The sequence below is a fragment of the Salinibacterium sp. SWN167 genome (assembly GCF_015864665.1).
Classification (GTDB): Bacteria; Actinomycetota; Actinomycetes; order Actinomycetales; family Microbacteriaceae; genus Rhodoglobus.
The window spans coordinates 207,562-220,957 of sequence record NZ_JADYWU010000003.1 but is presented as its reverse complement, the minus strand read 5'-3'; the positions used below and the strand labels follow the sequence as shown (position 1 = coordinate 220,957).

The window sequence follows — 13,396 nt, the reverse complement described above, 5'->3', positions numbered from 1 at the left end:
CGTTGGCTGCCGCGTACGGGTTAGGCCGCGTTACGAGCTAGGCCGCGTTGCGCGGAGTTGCGCGCCGTAGCAACGTGAACCCAGCCACACCGCTGATCGCGGTGAGCACGAGGCTCCAGGCCGCGACGCCAGTGACCCCGAGATCGACCAAGGTGGCCCCGATTGCGACCCACGAATCCGTGAAGGTTGCTAGCGCAATCAAGCCGACGAGCAACGCCGCGACGACGATGAAGAACATCGTCACGCCGGTGGCCTTCCAGCGTACCCAGACAGCGGCAATGGCTGAGCCGAAGAACAGGAAGAACAAGAACGCGACGAATTGCACGAAGATGCGTTCCACAATGCCCGCTCCGAAGTAGACGGGCGCGAAAATCGTGACGCCCATTCCCCAGCCGCCTGTCATCGTTTCCGCGACCGAAATTATCGTGAGTCCTGCGGTATAGATCACGGCTAGCGCCACGAAAGCGAGCGCGCTTCCGAGGTAGTAGTCGCGGCGCGTAACGCCGTAGCCGAGAGCAAACGGGAATGTGATGCTGATCGCTTGGATCGCCACGACCATCATGTAGATGTAGATGAAAAAGCTTGAGCCGGAGAACTGCGTTCCTTCGAGGGCTGATTCTCGGGCGGACTCATCAATGGCGGAATAGATCAGCCACCAGACGGTCAGCATCCCCACAAAGATCACGCCGAGAATGATCCACGGCAGCCCAAGGGTCGTCCAGGGGTTGGCGAAATGCAGTTTGGCTACGTTGGTAATGCGCTTCAGGGGGCTTGCCGGTTGGGCGAGAGCCGTTGTGGTGGTCATGCGCTGGCCTCGAATTCCTTGGTCTCGGTGCGGGTGAGTTGGATGATGAGCTGCTGCAACGACACCGGTGACAGTTCCAGCCCGGCAGCGTGTGCGTCGCGGCGCTCGCTCTCGCTGAGCCCGGCAACGGTTACCGAGCTGAGCCCGCCGATGCCGTCGCGGTGCAACACTTCGCGGTTGCCGATGAACGCCTCGACGGCGGTCTTCATGCCGACAACGTTCGTGGCGCGGTTGCGGAGAGTTTCGGCATCCTCGTTGATGAGGAGTTTGCCTTCGTCGATCACGAGAACGTGTTCGAGCAGGTTGCTGACCTCGTCGATGAGATGAGTGGAGAGGATCACGGTGCGCGGGTGGTTGGCGTAGTCCTCGAGAAGGCGATCGTAGAAGATTTGGCGGGCTACGGCATCCAGCCCCAGGTAGGGCTCATCGAAGAAGGTGAGCGGTGCGCGTGAGGCGAGACCCACGATGACGCCGATGGAGGAAAGTTGGCCGCGTGAGAGCTTCTTGATGCGGCGGTCGAGGGGGAGGCGGAAGTCGGCGATCAGACGATCGGCGAATTCTTGGTCCCAGTTGGCGAAGAACCAGGGTGCGGTCTTGAAGACATCTTTGGGGCGGAAGTCTTCGGGATAGCGCTGGCTCTCTTTGATGAAGCAGGTGTTCTGCAGAACCTTGGCGTTCTCGACCGGAGGTTGCCCGAAGAGGGAGATGGTGCCGCTCGAGGCGAATTCTTGGCCGGTGAGCAACTGCATGAGCGTGGTCTTGCCGGCACCGTTGCGACCGAGTAGGCCGTAGATCTTGTTCTCGGCGACCGTGAAGCTCACGTCGTTGACGGCGTTCACTTTGCCGAAGTGCTTGCTGAGGTTAGTTACCTCGATGGTGGAGGTCATGAGTTATTCGCCTCCTTGGCGATCATCTGGGTGAGTTGGGCGGAGTCGATGCCGAGCTTTTCTGCTTCGGCCAAGAGAGGGCGAACGTACTCGCTGCTGAAGCTGTCGCGGCGAGCACCTTTGAGTTGTTCTTGAGCGCCGGTGGCGACGAACATTCCGATTCCTCGTTTCTTGTAGAGAATTCCGGCATCGACGAGCACGTTCACGCCTTTGAGGGCGGTCGCGGGGTTGATGCGATAGAAGGCTGCGAACTCGTTGATCGAGGGAGCCTGGCCTTCTTCGGGCAGGGCGCCGGAGATGATGTCGTTCTCAATGTTCTCGGCGACCTGCGCGAAAATGGGGCGGGAGTCATCCATGTGAGCCTCCTTTCTGGGTGCGGGTTGTGGTCTAGCGGTGCCGCGGTGTTGCGGTGCTGCGGTGAAGCAGCAACAGTGCGGCGGCTAGTTGGTTAGTTGGTGATGTAACTAACCAACCAGCATGGCGGGTCGTTGTCAACCCCCTTAGGCTGAATCCGTGTCAGAACTTCATCGCCTCACCGCCCTTGAGCAGCTTCATCTCGTGCGAGCGGGCGAGCTGAAGCCCAGCGAACTCGTGGAGTGCTACCTCGATCGCATCGAACGCCTCAACCCCGAGTTGGGCGCCTTCACGGTCGTGACTCCGGATGCTGCGCGCCAGCGTGCTGCGGAGCTCGAGGCCTCTGGCTCCCGCGCCGCCGCCCTCTGGGGCCTACCCTCGGGCGAAAAAGACTTGTGGGCCCGCGCCGGAGTGCGCACCGCCTATGGATCCCGCGCCTTCGCCGACTTCGTGCCCGAGGTGTCGGATGAGATCACCGACGTTCTCGATGCCGCCGGCGCGATCAGCCTCGGCAAAACGGCGACCCCCGAATTCGGTCTGCCTGCCTACACCGAACCACTCTCGGATGCCCCGGCCGTGAACCCCTGGGACACCTCATTGGGCTCCGGCGGCAGCAGCGGGGGAGCGGCCGTCGCCGTCTCGGCGGGGCTCTTGCCGTTCGCTCCGGGCTCGGACGGTGGTGGCTCGATTCGTATCCCCGCCGCAGCCACCGGTCTCGTCGGCCTCAAGCCTTCGCGCGGTCGCGTGCCCGCGGGCAGCGGTTTCGGCAGTCTCGGCCAGCTTCCGGTGACCGGGCCGCTGGCTCGCACCGTGGCGGATGCTGCGCTCCTCCTCGATGGAATCGCCGGCCCCTCGCCATTCTCGGTTGGCCCGCCAACGTGGGACGGCGGCGCCTTCCTCAACGCGGCCATCCGGGGCGAGGGCACCTTCACCATCGGCGTCATGACGACCTCGCCGTGGGATGACACCTACGAGATTTCTGTTTCGCCGGAGGCTAAGGATGCTCTGACCCTCGCTCGCACCGCGCTCGACCAGCTCGGCCACGGCAGCGAAGACTTCGCGCTCGACCCGTCACCCGAATACGCCGAAGCCTTCACGGTGCTGTGGCAAGCTTCAGCCGCCGGAATCCCGCTCGATGGCGAACAGCTCGAGCTCGTGGAACCGCTCACGAAATGGCTCATCGACAGCGGACGCCGGATGAGCGCGCGCGACGTTGGCGTCGCCATCGCGACGCTGTCTCGGTTCGAGCGCAGCGTCATCCGCCAGTTCTCGACCTACGACGCTGTGCTGACCCCGGCGATGGCGATGACACCGCGCCCGCTCGGCTGGTTTTTTGCCGAGGATGCCTTCGAGAACTTTGCGAAGCAAGTGCAGTACACACCGTGGACGAGCTTCGTCAACGTCTCCGGCCTGCCCGCGATCAGCCTCCCCGTGCACGAAACCGCGGAAGGGCTGCCGATGGGCGTGCAGCTCATTGGCCGCCCCGGTCGCGAGGATGTGCTGCTCGCGATTGGCGCGCAACTCGAGCGGCGCTTCCAGTGGGGCTCGCGGCATCCGGCGGCGTTTGGCGAGGTCCGCACCGAGGCTGCTCGCCCGGGCACCGACATGCCTAATTTCTAGAACCGCTTTTGCGTGAACGCTCTGCCCACAGTGCGCCATAGCTTTCGAGAAGGGGTCATTGCCTCATACGCACAAAGCGGCGCGCCCTGCGTTGGCACACAGGACACACCGCTCGGTACCGTGGTCTACTTTTCTGCGCCAGCAACCATGCCCTTCATGAAGTATTGCTGCAGGAACAGGTAAGCAATCAAGACCGGTGCAAGCGCGAGTAGCGCGGCGGCCGCTGCTGCCCCTAGATTGCTGGATTGCAACGAGAAGAACGAGGCAATCGCGGGTGCGATCGTCTGCACGTCGGGTTTGGTCAAAATGAACGATGACAAAGCGTATTCATTCCACGTGGCGATTCCCGTGAGAATGATGACCGTCGCTGTCACCGGCTTCAGCAGCGGGAACACGATGTAAAACAGAGTCTGCAGGAGGTTGGCGCCATCGAGTTTGGCCGCTTCTTCCAAAGAACTAGGAATAGTGCGAAGGAAAGCAGCGTACAGAAAGACGCTCAATGAGAGGTGCGTCGCAATCATCACCAAGATGATGCCCCAATAGGTGTTGACTCCACCCATCTTGCTCAGCATTGTGTACAACGGCACCAAAATGCTGAGCGGTGGCACCATGATCATGCTCAAAATGACGAGCATGATCACCTTGTTCACCCACGTGCCTCTGCGTGCCAAAGGGTACGCAGCGAGCGCACCCAGCACGCACACGAAGAATGTCGAGACTGCCGTGACAATGATGCTGTTCACGATCGCCCGCAGAATATTGCCATCATCCAACGCGCTGGCAAAGTTTCCGAAGAAGATTTCGCCCGGCAGCGCGAGCTGGGACGATAAGTCAGTCTTCGGTTTCAGCGAGGTCGTCAACGCCACGTAGAACGGCAGTAGCTGCACGAAACAGACGACGGCTAGCCCGATTCCGATAAGTACTTTCGAGAGTCTGGACATGATCTATGCCTCCACCTTCCGGCTACCGAGGACCTTATTCATAATGATCGTGATCACGATGATGATCGCAAAGAGTGCAACTCCCATCGCCGACGCATAGCCAGCGCTTTGGCTGTCGAAGTAGGTCGTGCTAATCAGTGTGGAGACCGACTGGGTCGAATATCCCGGGCCGCCGTTCGTCAAGATTTTGATGACGTCGAACAGTTTCAAGCCACCGATGAGGTTGAGCACAATACTGGTCGCAAATGCCGGTTGCAGTAGGGGAACAGTGACGTATCGGAACTGTTGCCAGGTCGTCGCTCCATCGAGGCTCGCGGCGTCGTAATACATTTCAGGGATTGATTGCAATCCGGCCAGGTAAATGATCATTGAGATGCCCATGAACTGGAGGCTATTGACGGCGACGATGATCGCGATCGCCATTGAAGAGTCAGCCAACCACGCCATACGCTCACCACCGAACGCGACCACGACGTCGTTGAACGCGCCGTCGTTGTATTGCAGGAGGAGGTAGTACATCGTGCCCATGATGATCGGCGAGACGAGCACGGGCAGATACACGATTGCACGCACGGTCGAACGTCCACGCAACGGCTTATCCAATGCGATGGCCAGCCCCAGCCCGAAGACTTGTTGAATAATCGTGCAACCGATGCCGAATATGAAGGTGTTGCGCACCGCTGTCGCAAAGACGGGATCGGAGAATAGCCGCGCAAAGTTGTCGAATCCGACGAAGCTGCGCGCTTCGCTATACCCGTTCCAGTTCGTGAATGCTAAGCCGATGCCGCTAATGAGCGGGTAGATCATAAAAACTGCGAACAGCACGAGTGCAGGCAGATACAGCAGGTTGACGTAGCCACCGCCACGGGTGGCGCTACGGCGCAGGCCGCGCGACGGCTTGAGCGGTGCAGTAGTCATGAGAGTCGGCTCCTTTGTCGACGAGGGGATGGTGCCCCGGGTGGGCAGTATCTGTGCAACCCACCCGGGGATTTTAGGCGTCCTACTCGGACTGGCCCCGGAGGCTGTCGTAAGTGGACTTCATTTGCTCAGTCGCCTGCGCAGGTGTGCCCTGTCCGGTAATCACGACGTCGGTAGTGACCTGCATGGATTCCCACGAACCGTTAGGAAGGTACACGCGGTCGAAGTAGGGCAGCACAGGCACTTCTTCTTCAGTCATCCACTTTTCGAAGCTCGGCTGCAACTTTCCCAGCTCCATAGTCGCCGTCGTAAGCCCGGGAGGTGAAGTGGATGCTGCGGCGAGCGCCGTGTCGTTCTCCGCGAGGAAGGCGATGAAGGCCTTCGCCTCGTCTGGGTTCTCGGTCTTATTCGAGATGCCGAACGCCGTGCGTTCGCCACCCACGAGGTAGCGAGGTGCTCCTGTAGTGGTGGGGATTGGCATGAACCCGAGGTTGGCATCGGGGTTGAAGCTCCACGCGTTATCGAACAGTAGCGAGGGCCCGTACATGAATGCGGCCTGGCCCTGAGCCAGTGCCTTCGCCATGTCGTCGCGGCTGGCTGAGGAGTAATCCGGGTTGAAATACCCCGAGTCGCCCCAGTCCTGCACCAGATCAAGCATCTCTTCGTAAGCCGGCGTCACGAAGGAGCCATCCAGCATCTCGGCGAGATCATCGTCATCGAACGTTCCGCTGACGACACGGTCAGCTAGCGCTCCCGCGAGCGGCTTGCCTCCCTGATAGATCGGCGAAACCGTATCGGAGTTGACCGCATCAGCTGCGTCGTCGAAGTCATCCCAGGATTCGATCCCGTACGGGTCGACTCCGGCCGCTTCAAGAACATCTGCGTTGTAAATCAAGCCTGAGATGTCGATGTTGGTGGGCAGAGCGAAAATTTCGCCCGCGTCGTTGCGCATCGTCTCGTCAAGCGAGTCAATGACGTCGTCCGCCCAAGGCTGATCTTCCAAGGGCAGAAGAAATTCGCTGTATCGCAGCAGCGACCAGCCGTGCGTGTTCCAGATGTCTGGCGCTGTGCCCGCAGCCAGGCGAACCTTCATATCCGACTCGTAGTCGGTACCAGCCGCGATCAGGTCGATCGTGACGCCCTGGTTGCTGGCCTCAAACTCAGAGACAAGCTCTTTCATCAGCGTCATCTCGCCGTCATCGACTGCGAATCCCGTCTGGAATTCGATCGTGACGTCGCCGCCAGCGTCGCCGCCATTGGCTCCGGATGAGCATCCGGCGAGAGTAAGGGTTGCGACGAGCGCAACAGCCGAAATTGCCTTTATTGACTTCATTGTCTTTCCTTTGCAATCGAGGTGCAAGTCTGCTGTGCCCTGACGTTACACGAGTAACTTTTCGTTGGCAAGAGTCTCTTTCATGCTGGACTTTCCACGTTTTTCCACATTTGACTGGAGTAACTAGCTAGTCCATACTTTGGTAGAAATGACAACGCAGTCACTACGGCTGCCGATTGAGACAGGAACCTCATGAGCACGGCGAGCACACAAGCTGCCCCGGGCCGCGCCACCCGCGCGGATGTGGCGAAACTGGCTGGCGTCAGCACAGCTGTCGTGAGCTACGTGACGAACGCCGGGCCACAGTCAGTGGCGCCCGCGACGCGTAAACGCGTACTCGAAGCAGCGGCAGCACTCGGGTATCGGCCTAACGCCGCTGCGCGAAGTCTCAAAACTGGTGCGACCCAACTCCTCGGCATGGTTATTCCTGACGCCACCAACCTCTACTTCGCTGAACTCGCGGTCGCCGTAGAGACGGCCGCCGTCGCTCACGGCTTCGACCTGCTTGTCGCGCACTCACACTCAAGCCGCGAGCGCGAAGCGCAACTGATGCACAGCTTCACGTCGCGACAAGTTGACGGCATCATCATGTTGAGCACCGTCGCGGACCAAAGCGCAACCACGCTCGGTGCAACGAAGACACCGTTTGTAGAGTTCGGGTGCAATATCGGTACGCCCGGCGGTCTCGCGTTTACCGTCGATCACCGCGCTGGAGCCCGCGAAGGGGTGAAACACCTGATTGAGCACGGCCACACTCGGATCGGCCTCGTTGTGGGCCCAGAGATGGCAGGGATCGCGCATTCGAGAGAAGTGGGGTGGATGGATGCGCTTGCTGATGCGGGGCTTCGACGGGGACCCATCTTCCGTGCAGATTTCTCGCGTGCCGGGGGGCTCGAAGCTGGGCGGGCGCTCGTCGAAAGCGCCGCAGCGCCCTCAGCGGTTTTCGTCGCATCCGACGTGCAAGCAACCGGAGTTATCCGGGCCGCTCACGAAGCGGGAGTGCGGATGCCCGATGAACTCGCGATCGTCTCGTTCGATGCCTCCCCTGAGTCTGAATACACCTGGCCCGCATTGACCGCAATGCAACAGCCCATCGATGAGATGGCAGACGCCGCCGTCGAAGCCATTGTTCGACTGCGTCTTTCAGAACCTGCTGAATCTCGCATGTTCAGCACCACCCTCGTGCGACGTGCGTCTTGCGGGTGCCCTCCTAGCGTCGCGCAATGACGCGCCACGCTCTCTGACGATATTTGAACGGACTTCTGATGTCTAAAAATCCCAACATCTTGCTCATTACGACCGATCAGCAACACTTCGACGCCCTTGGTAGCAGGACTCCATTACTCAAGACCCCGAACCTCGACCGGTTGGGGGAAGCCGGCGTTGTGCTTGATCGCGCATACTGCCCGAACCCGCTCTGCTCGCCGTCACGATCGTCGATCATCACGGGTCAGTATCCGTCACTCCACGGTTGCTGGACCATCGGTACCAAACTGGACGAGGACAAACAGACCGTTGGTGAGATTCTTGGTGCCGCAGGCTACTCCACGACACTGATTGGTAAGGCCCATTTCCAGCCGCTGGCATCCCAGCCTGATCAGACATCGCTCGAAGCCATGCCCACCCTGAGAGATCTCGATTTTTGGCGCTCCTTCACCGGACCCTATTACGGGTTCGACCACATTGAGCTGGCGCGAAATCATGCTGATGAACGATGGGCCGGGCAGCATTACGCCCTCTGGATGCAAGACAAGGGACTCACGAACTGGCGCGACTACTTTCAGAACGACGACGGATCCAATCCCCGCAGACATTCATGGGATCTACCTGAGGAATATCACTACACAAACTTTGTCCGGGAACGCAGCGCTCACGCTCTCGATATGGCGGCAGAGAGTGACTCGCCGTTCTTCCTTTGGGCCAGCTTCCAAGACCCCCACCCGCCGTACGTTGTTCCCGAGCCCTGGGCCTCTATGTACGATCCGGCCGACGTGACACCCGGCTCGCTCGCTCCGGGCGAACTTGATCGCATGCCGGTGTGGCACCGGCTCACTCAAGAAGAGGCACCCGACTACTCGCCGTGGCAAGAGACGCCGTACGAGAATCATGGGTTTGGCAGCCATCTCATCGACGACGACGAGCTCCGCCGCAACATCGCGATCTACTACGGCATGATGTCGTTCATCGATGACGCAGTTGGCACCCTGCTCGACCGACTTGACGCGCTTGGCCTCACGGAGGACACCCTTGTCATCTTCACGACGGATCATGGTCACTTCCTGGGTCAGCATGGCTTGATCGCCAAGGGAGCGTTCCACTACGAGGATCTTCTGAGAGTTCCGATGATGGCGCGGTTCCCCGGGCGCATCCCCGCAGGCTCGCACTCAACAGCACTGCAAAGTCTCGTCGACCTCACTCCCACCATGTTGGCGGCCGCGAACCTGCCGATTCCCCTTTCGATGCAGGGAGTCAACCAACTGCCCGTGTGGAAAGCCGAGCAAGAACACGCGCGTGACCATGTCTTGGTCGAAAACCGCCACCAACCCACGCGTGTGCACATCCGCACCTATATCGACGATCGATACAAGCTCACGATCTACCGAGATGAAAACTATGGAGAAATGTTCGATCTACACTCTGATCCTGGCGAGACCCACAACCTCTTCGACGAAGCAGAGCACAGTGAACTTCGCGCTGAACTGCTGGGCAAGTTCATGAACGCAGAGCTCACGCGCGAGGTAAGCCGCTACGCACGAATCGCTGTCGCGTGAGCGCGTTGAACGAATCGGGAGTCGTCGTGCTGCGCGGGGGAGGTGCCAGCCTCATATTCGATGCGACCGGCGCCGTTCCCGCGGTGATTCACTGGGGAGCGGATCTTGGCCATCTCGATGACGAAGCTCGACGCATGCTTGCACTCACCGCCGTTCCCGCTCAGCTCAACGCCGCGCCCGACGTGCCACGCGTGTTCGGAATTCTCCCCAGCGAGCAGACCGGCTGGCTCGGGCGTCCCGGTATTGCGGTATCGCGCGATGGTTACCAGTTAACCTGCCGCTTCAGCACGACGCAGATCAGCGCGAGCCCCGAGGGCGACTCCGTTGCGTTCACGCTTTCCGACGAAGAGAACGGGGTGCGGGTTGTCGCAACGTACGCCCTGAGCATGCAGGGCGTAATCTCGGCGCAAGCCTCAGTCACCTCAATCGCTGGCAGCGTCTTGAGCGTTGAGCGACTGTCTTTGAGTCTCCCTTTGCCCTCTCGGGCGACGGAGATCCTTGATTTCAGCGGCAAGTGGATTCGAGAACGATCTCCACAACGCCAACAATTGGCGGATGGCATCCATGCTCGCGAGACGCGTCGAGGAAAGACCGGATCCGACAGCCCGTACGTCATGAGTGCGGGGACACCCGGCTTTAGCCACCGCACCGGCGAAGTATGGTCGATGCACATTGCCTGGAGTGGCGACTCAACATGGCACGTCGAACGACTCCCGGAAGGCGCCGGCGCCTTGACCACCTCTCTAGGTGGAGCGGAACTCCTCCGCACCGGAGAAGTGCGGCTGCACCCTGGCGAGACCTACGCGACGTCGACCATCATGTTCGTGTGGTCGGGTAACGGCCTCGATGGCATCCGGTCGCGGTTTCATGCGCACCTGCGCGCTCGTCCTCACCACCCAACTTCTCCGCGACCGCTCACGCTCAACTCGTGGGAAGCCGTGTACTTCGATCACGACTACGAGACCCTGACGCAGCTGATCGACCGCGCTGCCGAGGTAGGCGTGGAACGATTCGTGCTCGATGATGGCTGGTTTCACGCGCGTCACGATGACACCGCGGGATTGGGCGACTGGTGGATCGATCCACTCACGTGGCCCCAAGGCTTTGGCCAGCTCGTCGCGCACGTGCGCAAGCACAACATGCAGTTCGGGCTCTGGTTCGAACCTGAAATGGTCAACCTCGACTCAGACACCGCACGTGCGCATCCCGATTGGGTGCTCGCACCAGCGTCAGGAGTCGGCTTACCTGCGCGTTCACAACACGTGCTCAATCTGGCTAACCACGATGCGTGGGAGTACATCCTCGGATTCATGGATGCGCTTATCGCCGAGCACGCGATTGACTACATCAAGTGGGACCACAACCGCGATCTCGTCGAAGCCTCCCGTCAAACATCTGACGGCGACCGTGCGGGGACCCGAGACCAGACCCTCGCGGCTTACGCCCTGATGGATGAACTGAGGCGGCGTCACCCTCGGCTAGAGATTGAGTCGTGCGCCGGCGGCGGCGGCCGCATCGATCTCGGCATTCTCGAACGGACAGATCGCGTGTGGGGTTCGGACTGCAATGATCCCGTTGAGCGCCAGGTGATTCAGCAATGGACGACACTCTTGATCCCGCCCGAGCTTATGGGGGCGCATATCGGTGAGCCCCGCGCCCACACAACTAAGCGAACCACCGAGCAATCGTTCCGAATGACCACCGCGTTGTTTGCGCATTCTGGAATCGAAAGCAACCTGACAAAGTTCGCGCAGCCCGAAATCGATATCTTCCGCACCTGGGCCGATCTCTACAAAGAAATGCGTTCGTTAATCCATAGCGGTGTTGCGGTAAATGCGGACCTCGCCGACGATGCCGCGGTACTCCATGGCGTCGTCGCGCACGACGGCTCTCATGCACTGTTTGAGCTCGCGCAAGTGCGAACGTCTTCTCTGGGGCAGTATGGGCGCGTTCCCATTCCCGGGCTTGACCCCGATCGCCAGTATCAGGTTCGCGTGCGATTCGATGTGGGAGCGCCAATGAGTCAGTCGTTCACCCACCCCGCGTGGATGCTCGCCGGCGAATCAGACCCACTCATTCTCGATGGGAACGCTCTGACGGTGTTAGGTCTACCCCTGCCGTCGCTCGATCCTCAGCAAGCGGTGATCATCGAGTTCCAGCGCGTCACGTAGACGTATCGAGTCCAGATGAAGGGGAAACTGTGACCAACGTTCTTGTTTTCATGACGGATCAGCAGCGTGGTTCAACCATCGACCCGGCGCACCCTGTACGAGCGATCACTCCGCGAATCGACAAGTTTCGAAACACTGGCGTGACTTTTACCCGCGCGTATGCGCCTTCGCCGCACTGTTGCCCGTCGCGAGCGAGTTTCTTCACAAGCCGATATCCGTCCGAACACGGCGTGTGGAACAACGTGAACGTTTCGAATGCCCTCTCAAGAGGACCGCGGGAACAAGTCGCTTTCTGGTCTCAGGACTTCGCTGAAGCGGGCTATCAGCTCGGTTTCTCTGGAAAATGGCACGTAAGTAATTCGCAGTCGCCCGAAGTCTTCGGCTGGGATGAATTGTTCTTGCACCCGCCGATGCCGGCTGCCGCGTCGAGCAAAGAAAGTGAACACACCACCGCAAGAAATGCTGAGTGGGCAGAGCTGAAGAACTCGCTCGCGTCTTCAGACGCGAGCGAGCGAATGCCGGGGGAGATCATCAGACCGGGGTGGCCCCAATACGTGCAGTACGGCGTTGATGAAGCCCCCTTCCGAGACGACGCCGTGACAGATCAGGCCGTGTCGTTCATTGCGGAGAGAGCCGACGGTGAGCGGCCGTGGATGCTGTACGTCGGAACATTGGGTCCCCACGACCCGTACACACCACCGCAACGATTCCTCGACATGTACGACCCTGAAGAAATCACCCTGCCAGCGAGCTTCTTGGATCCGTTGATCGATAAGCCCGCGCTCTATCGTCGAACACGCGACCCGTTCGACCAGCTCTCGCTCGAAGAACACCGAGAGTCCCTGCGGCACTATCTTGCGTTTTGCTCGTACGAGGACTACTTGTTTGGGCGACTTCTTGACGAACTTGAGGCATCAGGTGAGCTAGAAAATACTCTCGTGCTGTATGTGTCCGACCACGGCGACTACACCGGCGAGCACGGGTTGTGGGCAAAGGGGCTTCCCTCCTTCGACGCGGCGTACAACGTGCCCTTGGTGATCGGCGGGGCGAATATTTCGACGCGCGCCGCCGGCACCACCTGTGATGTCCCCGTCAGCCTCGTCGATCTTGGGCCCACCCTGCTAGAGGAATGCGGCGTCACCAGCCGTACCCGACCCTCGGGTTTCTCATTGTCTGCCGCACTGCGCGGACAAGCGCTGAACTTGCCCCGCAATGAACTTGTCTTCCAATCGAACGGAAATGAAGCGTACGGTATCCAGCGCATCGTGATGACAGACAACTGGAAACTTGTGTACAACATGTTCGATGATGATGAGCTCTATGATCGCGTCGCCGATCCTGACGAGATGACAAACCTTCTCGCCCCTACTCCCGGCCGATCACTCGGAGCAGCCCCGAGTGCGCGTATCCCGGCGCACCTACGAACAACCGTGCGGGACCTTTATGAGCGGCTATGGCGGTTTGCCAAAGAGCATGAAGACGACATCATCAACTCGTACATTGTTACCGCATTCGCCCACTTCGGGCCCACGACCACCGCGCAAGCCTAGACGTGCGATTCGGCGTGATCGGGTCTGCTCTAGGCGGCGAGCGCCG

At 60.1% G+C, this 13,396-nt stretch carries 11 protein-coding genes; 5 read left to right on the top strand and 6 right to left on the bottom strand.

Annotation, left to right across the window (positions count from 1 at the left end; all coding sequences use genetic code 11):
• Positions 1-37 precede the first annotated feature (37 nt).
• From I6E60_RS14145 to I6E60_RS14135, 3 genes are read right to left on the bottom strand one after another with little or no spacing between them, the layout of a single operon-like run.
• Positions 38-805, bottom strand: a complete 768-nt coding sequence (locus tag I6E60_RS14145) for an ABC transporter permease (RefSeq protein WP_129071134.1) — start codon at positions 803-805, stop codon at positions 38-40.
• Positions 802-1,692: an ABC transporter ATP-binding protein gene (locus I6E60_RS14140; protein ID WP_197126404.1), complete on the bottom strand. Its 891-nt coding sequence runs from the start codon at positions 1,690-1,692 to the stop codon at positions 802-804. Before I6E60_RS14140 ends, I6E60_RS14145 begins: the two co-directional genes overlap by 4 nt.
• Positions 1,689-2,048 carry a GntR family transcriptional regulator gene (locus I6E60_RS14135; RefSeq protein WP_197126406.1) on the bottom strand — a complete coding sequence of 120 codons (360 nt, stop codon included), beginning with the start codon at positions 2,046-2,048 and terminating at the stop codon, positions 1,689-1,691. Before I6E60_RS14135 ends, I6E60_RS14140 begins: the two co-directional genes overlap by 4 nt.
• Positions 2,049-2,205: 157 nt before the next feature.
• Between I6E60_RS14135 and I6E60_RS14130 the strand changes: the two genes are divergently transcribed.
• Positions 2,206-3,666, top strand: a complete 1,461-nt coding sequence (locus I6E60_RS14130) for an amidase (RefSeq protein WP_197180986.1) — start codon at positions 2,206-2,208, stop codon at positions 3,664-3,666.
• 125 nt (positions 3,667-3,791) lie between these two features.
• Here I6E60_RS14130 and I6E60_RS14125 read toward each other — a convergent pair whose 3' ends face one another.
• From I6E60_RS14125 to I6E60_RS14115, 3 genes are all read right to left on the bottom strand, one after another.
• On the bottom strand, positions 3,792-4,607 hold the full coding sequence (locus tag I6E60_RS14125; RefSeq protein ID WP_197126498.1) for a carbohydrate ABC transporter permease: 816 nt from the start codon (positions 4,605-4,607) through the stop codon (positions 3,792-3,794).
• A 3-nt stretch (positions 4,608-4,610) separates the two neighbouring features.
• Positions 4,611-5,525 carry a carbohydrate ABC transporter permease gene (locus tag I6E60_RS14120; RefSeq protein WP_197126500.1) on the bottom strand — a complete coding sequence of 305 codons (915 nt, stop codon included), beginning with the start codon at positions 5,523-5,525 and terminating at the stop codon, positions 4,611-4,613.
• Between the two features lie 82 nt (positions 5,526-5,607).
• Positions 5,608-6,858 carry an ABC transporter substrate-binding protein gene (locus I6E60_RS14115; protein WP_197126502.1) on the bottom strand — a complete coding sequence of 417 codons (1,251 nt, stop codon included), beginning with the start codon at positions 6,856-6,858 and terminating at the stop codon, positions 5,608-5,610.
• A gap of 192 nt (positions 6,859-7,050) precedes the next feature.
• Between I6E60_RS14115 and I6E60_RS14110 the strand changes: the two genes are divergently transcribed.
• The 4 genes from I6E60_RS14110 to I6E60_RS14095 are packed head-to-tail and all read left to right on the top strand — an operon-like array spanning position 7,051 to position 13,350.
• Positions 7,051-8,085 carry a LacI family DNA-binding transcriptional regulator gene (locus I6E60_RS14110; protein WP_197180984.1) on the top strand — a complete coding sequence of 345 codons (1,035 nt, stop codon included), beginning with the start codon at positions 7,051-7,053 and terminating at the stop codon, positions 8,083-8,085.
• A 38-nt stretch (positions 8,086-8,123) separates the two neighbouring features.
• Positions 8,124-9,629, top strand: a complete 1,506-nt coding sequence (locus tag I6E60_RS14105) for a sulfatase (protein ID WP_197180982.1) — start codon at positions 8,124-8,126, stop codon at positions 9,627-9,629.
• Positions 9,626-11,800, top strand: coding sequence for an alpha-galactosidase (locus tag I6E60_RS14100; RefSeq protein WP_307841869.1), 2,175 nt, complete (start codon positions 9,626-9,628; stop codon positions 11,798-11,800). Before I6E60_RS14105 ends, I6E60_RS14100 begins: the two co-directional genes overlap by 4 nt.
• A gap of 29 nt (positions 11,801-11,829) precedes the next feature.
• Positions 11,830-13,350, top strand: coding sequence for a sulfatase-like hydrolase/transferase (locus I6E60_RS14095; RefSeq protein WP_197126507.1), 1,521 nt, complete (start codon positions 11,830-11,832; stop codon positions 13,348-13,350).
• Positions 13,351-13,396: the final 46 nt, after the last annotated feature.

Coding starts and splice junctions, on each gene's coding strand:
- I6E60_RS14145 (WP_129071134.1), bottom strand. CDS start 805: ATGACCACCACAACGGCTCTCGCCCAACCGGCAAGCCCCCTGAAGCGC.
- I6E60_RS14140 (WP_197126404.1), bottom strand. CDS start 1,692: ATGACCTCCACCATCGAGGTAACTAACCTCAGCAAGCACTTCGGCAAA.
- I6E60_RS14135 (WP_197126406.1), bottom strand. CDS start 2,048: ATGGATGACTCCCGCCCCATTTTCGCGCAGGTCGCCGAGAACATTGAG.
- I6E60_RS14125 (WP_197126498.1), bottom strand. CDS start 4,607: ATGTCCAGACTCTCGAAAGTACTTATCGGAATCGGGCTAGCCGTCGTC.
- I6E60_RS14120 (WP_197126500.1), bottom strand. CDS start 5,525: ATGACTACTGCACCGCTCAAGCCGTCGCGCGGCCTGCGCCGTAGCGCC.
- I6E60_RS14115 (WP_197126502.1), bottom strand. CDS start 6,858: ATGAAGTCAATAAAGGCAATTTCGGCTGTTGCGCTCGTCGCAACCCTT.
- I6E60_RS14110 (WP_197180984.1), top strand. CDS start 7,051: ATGAGCACGGCGAGCACACAAGCTGCCCCGGGCCGCGCCACCCGCGCG.
- I6E60_RS14105 (WP_197180982.1), top strand. CDS start 8,124: ATGTCTAAAAATCCCAACATCTTGCTCATTACGACCGATCAGCAACAC.